The sequence below is a fragment of the Streptomyces avidinii genome (assembly GCF_014650695.1).
Lineage (GTDB): Bacteria > Actinomycetota > Actinomycetes > Streptomycetales > Streptomycetaceae > Streptomyces > Streptomyces avidinii.
The window spans coordinates 112,900-126,954 of record NZ_BMVL01000001.1; the positions used below are offsets into that span (position 1 = coordinate 112,900).

The following is a 14,055-nucleotide window of genomic DNA, read 5'->3' on the forward strand; positions in this document are numbered from 1 at the left end:
GGCAGAAAGAGGGGAACTCTCGCGCCGCGCTACGGGATATCGCGGGGCGGGAGTACCGGTGCAGGGCGGGCATCGTTGCCCGGAGCCCTGGTGTGATGCCCGGCGGACACGGATTCGAAACCGCCGAGTAACGGACTACTTATGTGGTGCGCTGCATAGTGTCTCACTCCAGCCGCGGTCAGCCTATGGCTCCACCGATCCAGGTTCCCAGGATGTACGTCACACCCGCGGCCGCGCCACCCAGCGCGAGCTGGCGTGCTCCGCTGTACCACCAGGACCGGGCCGTGACCCGGGAGACGACCGCCCCGCAGGCGAAGAGTCCGGCCAGCGCGAGCAGCACCGCGGGCCACAGGACCGTGGCACCGAGCAGGTACGGCAGGACCGGGAGCAGCGCGCCCAGCGCGAAGGACCCGAAGGACGAGACCGCCGCGACCAGCGGCGAGGGAAGGTCGTCGGGGTCGATCCCGAGCTCCTCGCGGGCGTGGATCTCCAGCGCCTGCTCGGGATCGCGCGACAGCTGCATGGCGACCTCGCGGGCGAGCGGCGGCTCGACGCCGCGGGAGACGTAGAGCTCGGCGAGCTCCTCCATCTCGTCCACCGGGTGCTTGCGCAACTGCTGCCGCTCCACGTCCAGTTCTGCAAGGACCAGCTCGCGCTGCGAGGCGACGGAGGTGTATTCACCGGCCGCCATCGAGAAGGCGCCGGCCGCGAGACCCGCCAGCCCGGTGATGACGACGGTCTGCGGGGCGACGGCGCCGCCGGCCACACCGGTCATCAGGGCGAGGTTGGAGACGAGCCCGTCCATGGCACCGAAGACTGCCGGCCGCAGCCATCCACCGTTGACGTCGCGGTGGGTGTGGTTGTCGCGGTGGGCGGTGTGCAGTGGTGCTTCGATGTCGATGATGGACATGCGGCGTATCTCCCCAAATGTGCGAACGGGCGGCGTGAGGCGTTCCGCTCCCCCTGAACACCTCGAAACTACGCACGATTTCCGTCGCCCGCTAGCAAGGAAGGCCGTACTTACCTGGGCTTTTGCGGATCGGCGACCGGGTGACGGGGACGTTCGCGGGGTGTTTCGCGACGAGCGACAAACCACATGCCATGGCACAAATCCCCCAAGGGCTCATGATGAGCCCCATCCAATGTGGGAGAGGCGCGCCATGGAGCCGATGAAGCTGATTGCATGCAATCCGCAGGTCCTCCTCGAACGGGCCAGGGGCGCTCTTCTCGGACTTGCGGTGGGCGATGCGCTGGGTGCCCCCGCGGAGAACATGAAGCCGTCGGAGATCCGGGCGAAGTGGGGCCGCATCGAAGGCTTCGTGTCGGAGGACCCGGCGGGCACGGACGACACCGAGTACGCGATCTTCTCGGGGCTGCTGCTGGCCCGCCACGGCTCGGCGCTCACCGTCTCCCACGTGGAGCGGGCCTGGCACCACTGGATCGCCGACCTCGACGAAGGCCCGTTCCGGGGCGCCGGTTTCTCCGAGCGCGGCACCCTGGAGAACCTCCGCCGGGGCCTGGCCGCACCCATCTCGGCCCAGCACCGGCACGCCTGGTCGGACGGTCTGGCCATGCGGGCGGCGCCGTTCGGCGTGTTCGCCGCGGGCCGGCCGGCGGAGGCGGCCCGGCTGGTCGCCATCGACGGCTCGGTCAGCCACGACGGCGAGGGCATCTACGGCGGCCAGGCGGTCGCGGCGGGCGTCGCCGCGGCGATGGCCGGCGGCTCCCCTGCCTCGGTGGTCTCGGCGGCCCTGTCCGTCATCCCGTCCGACTCGTGGACGGCCCGCTCCCTGCGCCGGGCGGTCACCGCCGCCCCGCGCGGCGAACGGGCCGTGCGCTCGGCGGTGGTCATCGGCGGCTACCCGTGGACCGACCTGGCCCCCGAAGCGGTGAGTCTGGCCTTCGGTGCCTTCGCCGCGTGCCGGGGCGACTTCCCGTCCTCCGTCCTCACCGCGGTGAACATGGGCCGCGACGCCGACACCACGGCGGCCGTGGCGGGCGCCCTGGCCGGCGCCATGTCGGGTGCCGCCGCCATCCCCGCCGACTGGTCCTCGGCGATCGGCCCGGTCCGCGGCAGCTGCCTCCCCTCGATGCGGGGCTACCACGTCCTGGACATCGCGGACCTCCTCACCCCCGAATGCGAGGTCCCCCGATGACCCTCTCCCCGGACGACCTGACCACGCCCCGGGCCGACCGGCTCCCCGGAAGCCCGCCGCCCCTCGCGGAGCCGACGCTCGGAAAGCCGACCCGGGCCACGGGCCCTGACCCCACGGAGCCGGAGCCCGGGGGCCCTCCCCCGGGCACAGCCCCGGCTCCGGCGGAGCCGGGAATCGCGGCGCCGGCCGCAGGTGGCCGGCCCCGGGCCGGGACCCTGCCGCGCATGCTGCCGGCACTGCCCCCGAGTCCGGCCTCCGGTACGGCGCCGGGCGCGCGGGGGCTCGTAGGGCCGCCCCCGGGCGGGGTACCGGCGGGCCCGGTCCCCGGGGCGGGGTCCCGGATCGTGATCCGCACCGGTCGGACGGCCTCGGCCGGGACCGGGGCACGGGCCCCGGAACGCCCCGCCGAGCTCCCCGCAGGGGCCGGGGTCCGCGCCCCGGAACGCCCCGCCGAGCTCCCCGCAGGGGTCCCGGCAGGGACCCGCAGGATCGAGGGCCTCCTCCTCGGGCTCGCCGCAGGCGACGCGGCCGGGTGGCCCGCCGCCCGCCACCGCGCCAGCCGGATGCCCGAGTGGACCCGCCGCCTCACCCGCGAGCTCGACACCTTCGCCGAGCAGAACGCCACCACCACCCTCCCCGTCCCCATCGCCCTCAACCAGCCCCCCGAACCGCTGCGCCTCGGCCCCTCCGACGACGCCGAATGGGCCGCCTTCGTCGCCGAGTCCGTGCTCACCGCCGCCGGTGTGCTGCTCAGCGACCTCTCCCGGTCCCGCCGGATGCGCGCCGCCATCGACCTCGCGTGGAACGCCCTGGCCTCCGAGGTCGCCGCGGCAGCGGAGCGCGCGCCCGAGGTCGAGTCCGCCGTCCTCCCCCTCCGCGCCCGGATCTCCGTCCGCGCCGGCCTCGGCAACCTCGCCACCGGCCTGCGCCCGCCCGCCACCGGTCACGACAACCCGCACTACTTCGACGACGCCGCCTGCGTCCGCGCCTGCGTCCTCGCCGTCGTGCACCCCGGGGACGCCCGCGCCGCGGCCGACCTCGCCGAGTTCGACGCCCGCTACACCCAGGACGGCGACGGGGTGCACGGCGCCCGCGCCATGGCCGCCGCCATCGCCACCGCCTTGAGCGCCACCGGTGCCGACGACGCCGTCGACGCCGCCGTCGACGCGGCCCTCGCCCAGCTCCCCGAGACCACCGAGATCGGCCGCAACGCCCGGCACGCCGTCCGGCTCGCCCGGACCCACAAGGACGGCGGCGCCTTCGCCATCGTCCCCACCCTCGAACACGAGATCGTGGACCACGTCTACAGCTACGGGATCGCCGCCGCCGAGACCGTCCCCGTGGCCCTCGCCCTCGCCACGGCCGCCCGCGGCAGGATGACCGAGGCCGTCCCGGCGGCCGCCTGCCTGTCCCGCGTCGCGGACTCCGCCCCCGCCCTGGCCGGCGCGCTGACCGGCGTACTCGGCGGCGGCGACTCGATCCCCGCCGCCTGGCGCGAGGCCTGCCGCACCCTCTCCGGCTGCGCCCTCCCCCGCCTCGCGGGTACCGACCTCGTGGAACTCGCCGCGCTCCTCGCGGCCACGGAACTCACCTCACCCAAGGGATGATTCGGACATGACGCTCACGTTGGAGGACCGGGCACTCGGAGCTCTCGTCGGAGCCGCCGTCGGCGACGCGCTGGGCGGCCCGGTGGAGGGCTGGACCCCGGACCAGATCGTGGAACGGCACGGCGGCCGGGTGCACGGCATCGTCGGCCCCTGGTACGAGAACTGGCGCACGGCCCGACCCATCGCGCCGTACCACAAGGGCGACGGGCACGTCACGGACGACACCCTGATGACGCACGCGCTGGTCCGCGTCTACGAGACCGTACGGGACCACCTCGACGCCCACGCGATCGCCGAGCACCTGGTCCCCGACCTGATGTCCACGCCCCGCTGGATCCCGGAACTGGAGTCCGAGGCACTGCCGTTGCAGCGGATCTTCCTCGCCGAGAAGTGGATCGTGACCCGGCTGCACTACGCGCACGTCGACCCCCGCGAGGCCGGCAGCGGCAACATCGTCAACTGCGGCGCGGCGATGTACATGGCGCCGGTGGGCATCACCAACGCGGGCAATCCGGCGGGCGCGTACGCGGAGGCGCTGGACATCGCCGGTGCGCACCAGTCCTCGTACGGGCGGGAGGCGGCGGGCGTGTTCGCGGCGGCGGTGGCGGCCGCGTGCGTGCCGGGGGCGACGGCCGCCTCGGTGGTGGACACGGCCCTGTCCCTGGCCAAGGACGGTACCCGCGCGGCCATCGCGGCCGTCCGCGAAGCGGCCGCAGGATACCGGGACTTCGAGTCGGCGCTGGCCCCGCTGCGGGCGGCGGTGACCCCGTACGACTCGGTCGGCCCGGACTACCGCAACCCGTCGCTCGATGCCCGCCGGCCCTCCCGACTGCACGCCATCGAGGAGCTCCCGATCGCGCTGGGGATGCTGCTGGTCGCCGGCGGACGGTACGAGAGCGCGGTCCTCGGGGCGGTCAACTACGGCCGGGACTGCGACTCCATCGCCACCATGGCGGGGGCGATCGCCGGGGCCCTGGGCGGCGAGGACGCGGTGCCGGCCGCCTGGACGAAGCAGGTGGCCGAGGCCAGCCGCCTCGACCTGCGCGCCCCCGCCACGGCGCTGGCCGCGGTGGCCCGGGAGATCTTCGCGCTCGACCGCTCCCGCCGGCGCTCCCACGAGGCGGCCTTCACCGCGATCGCGGCGGACCGGTGACGGGCACCGCCGGGCCGGCCCCGGCCGCTCCCGCGCACCCCCCGGGGTCCCGCCGCTCCCTGCGGGAGCCGGTGGCCGACCCGGCGTGCGAACCCCTGCGGCTCACGTGGGCCCAGCCGGAGGACCTGATCGGGCACGAGCTGCGTCAGGCGGCGGAGGACGGCCGGGACCCGGCGCCCGCCCTCCGCGCCTGGATCGCGGCCGGCGGCCACCCGGCCCCGGACCGCGCGGGCGCCTCCCCCACCCCGGTGCCGCAGGAACTCCGCGCGCTGGCCACCCGCCTGCTGGACGCCCTGGCCCAGCTCCCGCCCGCCTCCCGAGCCGACGAACCCCAGTCCTGGCCGGCCATCGACGCTGCCTGCCGGACCGGCCCGATGCCGGGCGCACACCCGACCGACACCGACGGCCGGACCGGCGGGCCGGGACGGGAGCCGCAGCGGGGCACCAGGCACACGGCCCCGCCCGGCCGGCCCGCGGGGTGGGAGGCAATGCCGCGGACCGGGGTGGAAGCCGCCCGGCTGCGGGACCGGCTGGAAGCCGCCTGGCTCGGGCGGGCCGTCGGGTGCGTGCTCGGGAAGCCCGTCGAGAAGCTGCCCCTGGAGGGGATCCGGGCACTGGCCCGCGCCGCGGGCAACTGGCCGCTGAACGACTGGTTCAGCGAACGCGGCGTACCTCCCGAGGTGCTCGCCGCGTACCCGTGGAACCGCCGGTCCGCCCCCACCTCCCTCGCCGAGAACATCGACGGCATGCCCGAGGACGACGACCTCAACTACCCCCTCCTCGGGCTGCTCCTGCTCCAGCGGCACGGCAAGGCCTTCACCACCGCCGACGTCGCCCGCGTCTGGCTCGACGAGCTGCCGGCCGGCCGGACCTTCACCGCCGAGCGCATCGCCTACCGCAATCTCCTCCTCGGGCTGGAACCCCCCGCCACCGCCATCCACCACAACCCCTTCCGCGAGTGGATCGGCGCCCTCATCCGCGCCGACGTCCACGGCTGGACCAACCCGGGCGACCCGGTCGCCGCCGCGGCCCAGGCCTACCGGGACGCCGCCCTGACCCACACCGGCAACGGCATCTACGCCGCGCTCTTCGTCGCCGCCGCCACCGCCACCGCCGCCACCGGCCGGGCGGACGTCCACACCGCGCTCCGGGCCGGGCTGGCCGTCGTACCGCCCCGCTCCCGCCTCGCCGAGGCCGTCCGCTGCGGGATCCGGACGGCCGGGGAGGAAGCGGACTTCGACCGCGTCGTCGACCGGCTGCACGCCCGCTACGGGCACTACCACTGGGTCCACGCGGTCCCCAACACGGCCCTGATCGCCGCCGCCCTCACCCACGCCGACGGGGACTTCACCCGCTCCGTCTGCCGCGCCGTGTCCGGCGGCTGGGACACCGACTCCAACGGGGCCACCGCCGGCGCCCTCGCCGGTCTGCTCGCCGGTTCCGCGCAGGCCCTCCCGCTCCGGTGGACCGCACCGCTGGGGAACCGCCTGGCGACCACCGTTCCGGGCTTCGACGGCATCGGCTTCGACACCCTCGCCCACCTCACCGCACAGGAGGCAGCACGCTCATGACGGCCATCGCCGTGCTCGGCAGTACCAACATGGACCTCGTCGCCTACGTCCCCAAGGCCCCCCGCCTCGGGGAGACCGTCACCGGCCGCGCCTTCCGCACGGTCCCCGGCGGCAAGGGCGCCAACCAGGCCGTCGCCGCCGCCCGCTGCGGCGGGCAGGTGGTGATGATCGGCGCGGTCGGGGCGGACGAGTTCGGCGTACGGCTGCGCTCCGCGCTCACCGCGGCCGGGGTCGACACCGCCCCCCTGCGCACCGTCGAGGGCGCCAGCGGCACCGCCCACATCACCGTGGACGACGAGGGCGGCAACAGCATCATCGTCATCCCCGGCGCGAACGCCGCCGTCACCGGCCTGGAGTCGGGGGACGAGCCGCGGATCGCCGCCGCCGGATCCCTGCTCCTCCAGCTCGAACTGCCCCTCTCCGCCGTCCTCGCCGGAGCCCGCGCGGCCCGCGCGCACGGCGTCCGTACGGTGCTCACCCCGGCCCCCGCCCAGCCGCTGCCCGCCGAACTGCTCGCCGCCACCGACCTCCTCGTCCCGAACGAGCACGAGGCCGCGGCCCTCACCGGCCTCACCGACCCCCTCCGGTCCGCCGAGGCCCTGCTGGCCGACGTGCCCGAGGTGGTGATCACCCTCGGAGCGGCCGGGGTCCTGTACGCCGCCCGCGGCCGGGATCCGCTGACCGTGCCCGCGCCCCGGGTCCGGGCGGTGGACACCACCGCCGCCGGGGACACCTTCGTCGGCGCCCTCGCCGTGGCCCTCGGCGAGGGCCGGCCGATGCCCGCCGCGCTGCACTGGGCCTCGGCGGCGGCCGCGCTCTCCGTGCAGCGCCACGGCGCCCAGGACTCGATGCCGACCCGCGCCGAGACCGACGCCTTCGCCGCGGCACGGCCCGGAGCCGCCTCGTGACGACCACCGGGCCGCTGGAAGGGCTCCGCGTGCTCGACCTCGCGACGCTCTTCGCCGGGCCGCTGGCCGCCACCCTGCTCGGGGACTTCGGCGCCGAGGTCGTCAAGGTCGAGCACCCCGGCCGTCCCGACCCCTCGCGCGGCCACGGCCCCGCCAAGGACGGCATCGGCCTGTGGTGGAAGCTGCTCGGCCGGAACAAGCGGACGATGACCCTCGACCTGTCCACGGCGGGCGGCCGGGACACCCTGCTGCGGCTGGCGGCCACCGCCGACGTGGTCATCGAGAACTTCCGCCCCGGCACCCTGGAGAAGTGGGGGCTGGGCTGGCCCGAGCTGTCCGCGGCCAATCCGCGCCTGGTCCTGGCCCGTGTCACGGCCTTCGGCCAGCACGGCCCGTACGCGCACCGCCCGGGCTTCGGCACCTTGGCCGAGGCGATGAGCGGCTTCGCCGCGATCACCGGGGAGCCGGAGGGGCCGCCGACCCTGCCGCCCTTCGGGCTCGCCGACTCGATCGCCGCGCTGACCTGCGCGTACGCGGTGATGACCGCCCTGGCCGGCCGGGACCGCACCGGGCAGGGACAGGTCGTGGACCTGGCGATCGTCGAGCCGATCCTGACCGTGCTGGGACCGCACCCGCTCTGGTACGACCAACTCGGCTACGTCCAGCCCCGCACCGGCAACCGTTCCACCAACAACGCCCCCCGCAATACCTACCGCAGTGCCGACGGGCGCTGGCTGGCGGTCTCCACCTCCGCGCAGTCCATCGCCGAACGGGTCATGCGGCTGGTCGGCCGGCCCGAGCTGATCGCCGAGCCCTGGTTCGCGACCGGCGCCGGGCGGGCCGGGCGCGCGGACGTGCTGGACGATGCGGTCGGCGGCTGGATCGCCCGGCACAAGGCCGAGGAGGTGGTCGCCGCGTTCGAGGACGCGGAGGCGGCCGTCGCCCAGGTCTACGACGTCCGGGACGTGATAGCCGACCCGCAGTTCGCGGCCCTCGACACGGTCACCGAGGTCGAGGACCCGGAGCTGGGCCCGCTCCGCATGCAGAACATCCTCTTCCGGCTCTCCGGCACCCCCGGCGGGATCCGCTGGGCGGGCCGCCCGCACGGCGCGGACACCGAGGAGGTCCTGACCGAGCTCGGCCTGACCGGGGCCGAGATCACCGCGCTGCGGACCGAGGGAGCCCTGTGATCCTGACCTGGCTGTACGCGCCCGGCGACCGCCCGGAGGTCGTGGCGAAGGCCCTGGGCTGCGGGGCGGACGCCGTCATCGTCGACCTGGAGGACGCGGTACCGGCCTCGCGCAAGGAGTACGCCCGCGCCGCGACCGCCGATCTGCTGGCCGACCGGCCCCCGGTCCCCGTCCACGTCCGCGTGAACGCCCTGGACTCCCCCTGGGGCGGCGCCGACATCGGCGCGCTGGGCGGGCTGCACGGTCTCGCGGGGCTGCGACTGCCCAAGATCAACAACCCGCTCCAGATCACCGCCGTCGCCGATCGCACCGGCGGGGTGAGCCTGCACGCCCTGCTCGAATCGGCGGTGGGCGTGGAGCGCGCCTACGAGATCGCCCGCGCGCACCCCGCCCTGCGCGGGCTCTCCCTCGGCGAGGCGGACCTGCGGGCCGATCTGGCCGTCAGCGCCGAGACCGGCCTGGACTGGTGCCGTTCCCGGGTGGTGGTCGCGGCCCGGGCCGCGGGGCTGACGCCCCCGGCGCAGTCGGTGTTCCCCGACATCCGGGACCTGGAGGCGCTGGCCGTCTCCTGCGCCCGGGGCCGCTCCCTGGGCTTCCTCGGCCGGGCGGCGATCCACCCGCGCCAGCTCCCGGTGATCGAACGGGCCTACCTCCCGGCGCCCGAGGAGGTCAGCGCGGCCACGGAGGTACTGAGCGCGGCCCGGGCCACCCCGGGGGCTCTGGCCCTGCCGGACGGCCGGTTCGTGGACCCGGCGGTCGTGGCCGCGGCGCACCGCACGCTCGCCCTCGCCGCCCGCATGGCGGCCCGGTGATCCCCGCCCGCCGGGTCCTGGGCTGCGCCCGCACCCGCGTGGCACCCGCCGAGACCGCGCGCCGCGCCGCGTCCCGGGGCTCCGCGCCGGACCCCGCGCCTCAAACGCCGGCGGGGCTGGATGTGGCACGGCGCCCGGCGGGGTGGATGCCGGGGAACGCGGAGGGGGGTGCCGCGGTCTGCGCGGCACCCCCCTCATGGACCGTTGCGGTCAGCGCTTGCCGGCCTCCGGGGCCTCGGCCTCGGCGGGCGCGTCCTTCGTGAGGACGGGTGCCCCGGCCTTGGCGGGCTTGGGCTTGGCCTCGGCGTCGGCGTCCGAGGGCTTGGCCTCGGCGTCGGCGTCGGCGTTGGCGTCCGCCGGAGCCGCGTCGGCCGGAGCCGCGTCCTCACCGTCCTTACCGCCGGAGCCCTCCCGGTCCGGTTCGACGACCGTCTCACGGCCCGGGCGCAGCTTCGCCGAGAGCACGAAGTAGACGACCGCCAGGACGAAGACGCCGATCGAGGTCCAGACGTTCAGGCGGACGCCCAGGATGTGGTGCGCCTCGTCGACGCGCATGTACTCGATCCAACCGCGGCCGACGCAGTACGCGGCGACGTAGAGGGCGAAGGCCCGCCCGTGGCCGAGCTTGAAGCGGCGGTCGGCCCAGATCACCAGGAAGGCGACGCCGACGCACCACAGCGACTCGTAGAGGAAGGTCGGGTGGTAGGTGCCGGCGTCCCGGTTCGGGCCCGCGGTGATCTCCACCGCCCACGGCAGGTCGGTGGCCCGGCCGTAGAGCTCCTGGTTGAACCAGTTGCCCCAACGTCCGCAGGCCTGGGCCAGCGCGATGCCGGGGGCCAGGGCGTCCGCCCAGGCCGGCAGCGGGATCCCGCGCAGCCGGCAGCCGATCCAGGCACCGACCGCGCCGAGCGCGATGGCGCCCCAGATGCCGAGTCCGCCCTCCCAGATCTTGAAGGCGTCGACCCAGTTGCGGCCCTCGCCGAAGTAGAGCTGGTAGTCGGTGATCACGTGGTAGAGGCGACCACCGACCAGGCCGAAGGGCACGGCCCACACGGCGATGTCCGCGACCGTGCCCGGCTTTCCGCCGCGCGCGATCCATCGCCTGTTGCCGAGCCAGACGGCGACGAAGACGCCGATGATGATGCAGAACGCGTAGCCGCGGAGCGGGATCGGTCCGAGATGGATCACGCCGGTCGACGGACTGGGGATGTAAGCAATGTCCATGGCAGACATGACGCTACCCTGCCGGGCGGTGCGGACCGCAACCCGCCCGGCAGGACGAAACCAAATCCAGACATGGAACGGGCCGCGATCAGTCCCCCGAGGAGCCGTTCGACGACCCCGTGGAGGAGCCGTTCGAGGACCCGGTCGAGGTGCTGCCGGACCGGCCCGAAGAACCGGCCGACGACCCGCCGGTCGACCCGCCGGAGCCCGTCCGGGAGGCGGACGGCGAGGCCTTTGCCCCGTTCTTCCCGCCGGAACCGGGCGTCGCGCTGCCCGACGGTGACGGCTTCACGACCCCGCCGGCGGCTTCCACCTGCTCCTTCAGCTTCTGCGGGGTCACCGGGTTGGCCTGGTCGGAGAAGATGTCCTTGCCGTTCAGCAGCACGCTGGGCGTGCCCCGGAACTTCCCGGCCCTGAAGGCCTCGTGCGACTTGCCCACCCAGCTGTCGTGGGTGCCGTTCTCGACGCAGGCGCGGAATTCGGGGGTGTCCAGGCCGTCGACCTTGCCTGCGAGCTCCAGCAGCTTGGCGTTCTTGCCGTACGCGTCGTCGACTTCCTGCGGCTGGTTCTGGAAGAGGACGTCGTGGTACTCGCTGAACTTGCCGGCGTCCTGCGCGCAGGCCGCCGCATTCGCCCCCTTCAGGGAGCCGCTGCCGCCCATGTTGCCGTCGATGAGGGTCACCAGGTGGTAGTCCACCTTGAGCAGGCCCTTGGCCTCCAGCTCGTGGACGGTCTGCCGGTATTGGTCCTCGAACGCCTTGCAGGCGGGGCAGCGGACGTCCTCCCAGACGGTGAGGGTGGACTTGGCCTCCGGCTTGCCCGTCTGGATGGCGAGCGCGTCCTTGCCGGTGGCCCCGGAGGGGGCGACGACCGGGCCGCCCTTGGCGCTGCTGTCCTTGCCGGTGTTGGCCGCGATCACGCCGACGACGGTCGCCAGGCACAGGACACCGACCACCGCCGACGCCACGATCAGGGTCCGCCGGCGCTTCTCCCGGGTCTTCTGCCGCTCGCGCTCCGCTTGGAGTCGCTCCCGGGCCGATCGTTTCGTCGCATCGCGGTTCGCACCGTCGTTCTTCTCGCTCACGCTCCGCCAAACGAAGCAGGGAGGCACTCGCGTGCCTCCCTGCTCGCCATTCCACCCGATCGGACTACAGAACCCGATCAGGCGTCCGTTTTGTCTCAGCTCCTGCGTACGCCTTCCGCAAGCTCGCCCGCCAGCGCCCGTACGGCGTCCAGCCCGCTCGGCAGGTCCGGCGCGTCCAGCAGCAGCTTCACGAAGGCCGAGCCGACGATCACGCCGTCGGCGAAGCCGGCGACCTCCTTGGCCTGGAGGGCGTTGGAGACGCCGAGGCCGACGCAGACCGGGAGATCACTGGTGGCACGGGTGCGGCGGACCAGATCCGCGGCCTGGTTGCCCACGGACTCGCGGGTTCCGGTGACCCCCATGAGGGAGGCGGCGTAGACGAAGCCGGAGCCGGCCGCCGTGATGGTGGCCAGGCGCGCGTCCTTGCTGCTGGGAGCCACGACGAAGACGGTCGCCAGACCGTGCTTCTCCGCGTGCTCGCGCCAGAGGGCGGACTCCTGCACCGGCAGGTCGGGCAGGATGCAGCCGGCGCCGCCCGCCGCCGCCAGCTCGGACGTGAACCGCTCGACGCCGTAGCGGTCGATGGGGTTCCAATAGGTCATCACCAGGACCGGGGCCCCGGTCGCCTCGTGCGCCTCACGGACCGTGCGGATCACGTCGGCGATCTTGACGCCGCCGCGCAGGGCGATGTCGTCGGCGGTCTGGATGACCGGACCGTCGAGGACCGGATCGCTGTGGGGCAGGCCGATCTCGACGACGTCCGCGCCACCGGCGATGACGGCCTTGACCGCCTCGATGCCGCCGTCGACGGTCGGGAAGCCCGCGGGGAGGTAGGCGACGAGGGCCGCCCGGTCCTCGGACTTCGCCTTGGCGAGGGTGGCGCTCAGCAGCTCGATGTTGCCGCGCCCGTGCGTGGAGGTCACTTGTCGTCCCCCTCGGAGAACTCGTTGTCGGCGACTTCACCGTCGGTGTCGTACAGGTTGAAGTACCGGGCCGCCGTGTCCATGTCCTTGTCACCGCGACCGGACAGGTTGACGACCAGGAGGCCGTCCTTGCCCAGCTCCCGGCCCAGGTCCAGGGCGCCGGCGAGGGCGTGCGCCGACTCGATCGCCGGGATGATCCCCTCGGTGCGCGAGAGCAGGCGCAGGGCCTGCATCGCCGCGTCGTCGGTGACCGCCCGGTACTCGCCGCGGCCGGAGTCCTTGAGGTAGGAGTGCTCCGGGCCGATGCCCGGGTAGTCCAGGCCGGCCGAGATCGAGTACGGCTCGGTGATCTGGCCCTCCTCGTCCTGGAGGACGTAGGAGCGGGAGCCGTGCAGGATCCCGGGCTCGCCGGCGGTCAGCGTGGCCGCGTGCTCGCCGGTCTCGACGCCGTGCCCGGCGGGCTCGAAGCCCACCAGGCGGACGTCGGCGTCCGGGATGAAGGCGTGGAAGAGACCGATCGCGTTGGAACCGCCGCCGACGCAGGCCGCGACGGCGTCGGGCAGCCGGCCGGCGCGCTCCAGGATCTGGCGGCGGGCCTCGACGCCGATGACCCGGTGGAAGTCGCGGACCATGGCCGGGAAGGGGTGGGGGCCGGCGACCGTACCGAAGAGGTAGTGGGTGCGGTCCACGTTGGCGACCCAGTCGCGGAACGCCTCGTTGATGGCGTCCTTCAGCGTCCGGGAGCCGGACTTCACGGCGATGACCTCGGCGCCCAGCATGCGCATGCGGGCCACGTTGAGGGCCTGGCGCCGGGTGTCGACCTCGCCCATGTAGATGGTGCAGTCGAGGCCGAAGAGCGCGCAGGCGGTGGCGGTGGCCACACCGTGCTGCCCGGCGCCGGTCTCGGCGATGACACGGGTCTTGCCCATGCGCTTGGTGAGCAGCGCCTGGCCCAGCACGTTGTTGATCTTGTGCGAGCCGGTGTGGTTGAGGTCCTCGCGCTTGAGGAAGATCCGGGCGCCGCCGGCGTGCTCGGCGAAGCGGGGCACCTCGGTGAGGGCGCTCGGGCGGCCGGTGTAGTTGACCATGAGGTCATTGAGCTCGGCCGCGAAGGCCGGATCGCCCTTGGCCTTTTCGTACTCGACGGCGACCTCGTCCACGGCGGCGACGAGCGCCTCCGGGATGAACTTGCCGCCGAAGTCGCCGAAGTAGCCCTCGGCGTTGGGGACGTGACCCTCCGGGTCCGGGATGAAGAACTCGCTGGACATGTCCAGTGCTCCTACGGGTGCGAGATGCGGCGGGTGGATTCACCGTATTGCGCCGACCGCAAGCGCCGCGCACACCCCGCTGGGGGATGTGTGCGCGTACGGGTGCGGGACGGCCCTCGTCCGGAGCCGGCGGCTCGGGCGTCAGGCCGTACGGGGACG

11 protein-coding genes and 1 pseudogene are annotated in these 14,055 nt (G+C 74.3%); 7 read left to right on the top strand and 5 right to left on the bottom strand.

The window, feature by feature from the left end:
- Positions 1 to 178: 178 nt before the first annotated feature.
- On the bottom strand, positions 179 to 910 hold the full coding sequence (locus tag IE257_RS00535) for a VIT1/CCC1 transporter family protein (protein WP_189963422.1): 732 nt from the start codon (positions 908 to 910) through the stop codon (positions 179 to 181).
- 259 nt (positions 911 to 1,169) lie between these two features.
- Between IE257_RS00535 and IE257_RS00540 the strand changes: the two genes are divergently transcribed.
- The 7 genes from IE257_RS00540 to IE257_RS00570 all read left to right on the top strand — a co-directional run bounded on the left by IE257_RS00540 (position 1,170) and on the right by IE257_RS00570 (position 9,397).
- A complete protein-coding gene (locus tag IE257_RS00540; protein ID WP_189963424.1) occupies positions 1,170 to 2,156 on the top strand; it encodes an ADP-ribosylglycohydrolase family protein in 987 nt (328 codons plus the stop codon).
- A 224-nt stretch (positions 2,157 to 2,380) separates the two neighbouring features.
- Entirely contained in the window at positions 2,381 to 3,763 is a 1,383-nt protein-coding gene (locus tag IE257_RS00545) for an ADP-ribosylglycohydrolase family protein (protein WP_245384916.1), read from the top strand.
- Between the two features lie 7 nt (positions 3,764 to 3,770).
- Positions 3,771 to 4,916 carry an ADP-ribosylglycohydrolase family protein gene (locus tag IE257_RS00550; protein WP_189963426.1) on the top strand — a complete coding sequence of 382 codons (1,146 nt, stop codon included), beginning with the start codon at positions 3,771 to 3,773 and terminating at the stop codon, positions 4,914 to 4,916.
- 71 nt (positions 4,917 to 4,987) lie between these two features.
- Positions 4,988 to 6,487 (top strand): ADP-ribosylglycohydrolase family protein, encoded by a 1,500-nt coding sequence (locus tag IE257_RS00555; RefSeq protein WP_189964663.1) that lies wholly within the window; start codon positions 4,988 to 4,990, stop codon positions 6,485 to 6,487.
- Entirely contained in the window at positions 6,484 to 7,395 is a 912-nt protein-coding gene (rbsK, locus tag IE257_RS00560) for a ribokinase (protein WP_189963427.1), read from the top strand. The genes IE257_RS00555 and rbsK overlap by 4 nt, the downstream gene beginning before the upstream one ends.
- Positions 7,392 to 8,585: a CaiB/BaiF CoA transferase family protein gene (locus IE257_RS00565; RefSeq protein WP_189963430.1), complete on the top strand. Its 1,194-nt coding sequence runs from the start codon at positions 7,392 to 7,394 to the stop codon at positions 8,583 to 8,585. Before rbsK ends, IE257_RS00565 begins: the two co-directional genes overlap by 4 nt.
- Positions 8,582 to 9,397, top strand: coding sequence for an HpcH/HpaI aldolase/citrate lyase family protein (locus tag IE257_RS00570; RefSeq protein WP_189963432.1), 816 nt, complete (start codon positions 8,582 to 8,584; stop codon positions 9,395 to 9,397). The genes IE257_RS00565 and IE257_RS00570 overlap by 4 nt, the downstream gene beginning before the upstream one ends.
- A 210-nt stretch (positions 9,398 to 9,607) precedes the next feature.
- Here the strand turns inward: IE257_RS00570 and lgt are convergent, their stop codons facing one another.
- From lgt to trpB, 4 genes and pseudogenes are all read right to left on the bottom strand, one after another.
- Complete coding sequence (gene lgt / locus IE257_RS00575; RefSeq protein ID WP_189963434.1) at positions 9,608 to 10,621, bottom strand: prolipoprotein diacylglyceryl transferase; 1,014 nt, start codon at positions 10,619 to 10,621, stop codon at positions 9,608 to 9,610.
- 301 nt (positions 10,622 to 10,922) lie between these two features.
- Positions 10,923 to 11,705 (bottom strand): annotated as a pseudogene (locus tag IE257_RS00580) (DsbA family protein); the annotation flags it as partial.
- Positions 11,706 to 11,800: 95 nt separating this feature from the next.
- Entirely contained in the window at positions 11,801 to 12,628 is an 828-nt protein-coding gene (gene trpA, locus IE257_RS00585) for a tryptophan synthase subunit alpha (RefSeq protein WP_189963438.1), read from the bottom strand.
- Complete coding sequence (gene trpB / locus IE257_RS00590; protein WP_189963440.1) at positions 12,625 to 13,896, bottom strand: tryptophan synthase subunit beta; 1,272 nt, start codon at positions 13,894 to 13,896, stop codon at positions 12,625 to 12,627. Before trpB ends, trpA begins: the two co-directional genes overlap by 4 nt.
- Positions 13,897 to 14,055: the final 159 nt, after the last annotated feature.

Bases quoted from the DNA above. Each gene is read 5' to 3' on its own strand.
- IE257_RS00535 (WP_189963422.1), bottom strand. From the start codon at position 910: ATGTCCATCATCGACATCGAAGCACCACTGCACACCGCCCACCGCGAC.
- IE257_RS00540 (WP_189963424.1), top strand. From the start codon at position 1,170: ATGAAGCTGATTGCATGCAATCCGCAGGTCCTCCTCGAACGGGCCAGG.
- IE257_RS00545 (WP_245384916.1), top strand. From the start codon at position 2,381: ATGCTGCCGGCACTGCCCCCGAGTCCGGCCTCCGGTACGGCGCCGGGC.
- IE257_RS00550 (WP_189963426.1), top strand. From the start codon at position 3,771: ATGACGCTCACGTTGGAGGACCGGGCACTCGGAGCTCTCGTCGGAGCC.
- rbsK (WP_189963427.1), top strand. From the start codon at position 6,484: ATGACGGCCATCGCCGTGCTCGGCAGTACCAACATGGACCTCGTCGCC.
- lgt (WP_189963434.1), bottom strand. From the start codon at position 10,621: ATGGACATTGCTTACATCCCCAGTCCGTCGACCGGCGTGATCCATCTC.
- trpB (WP_189963440.1), bottom strand. From the start codon at position 13,896: ATGTCCAGCGAGTTCTTCATCCCGGACCCGGAGGGTCACGTCCCCAAC.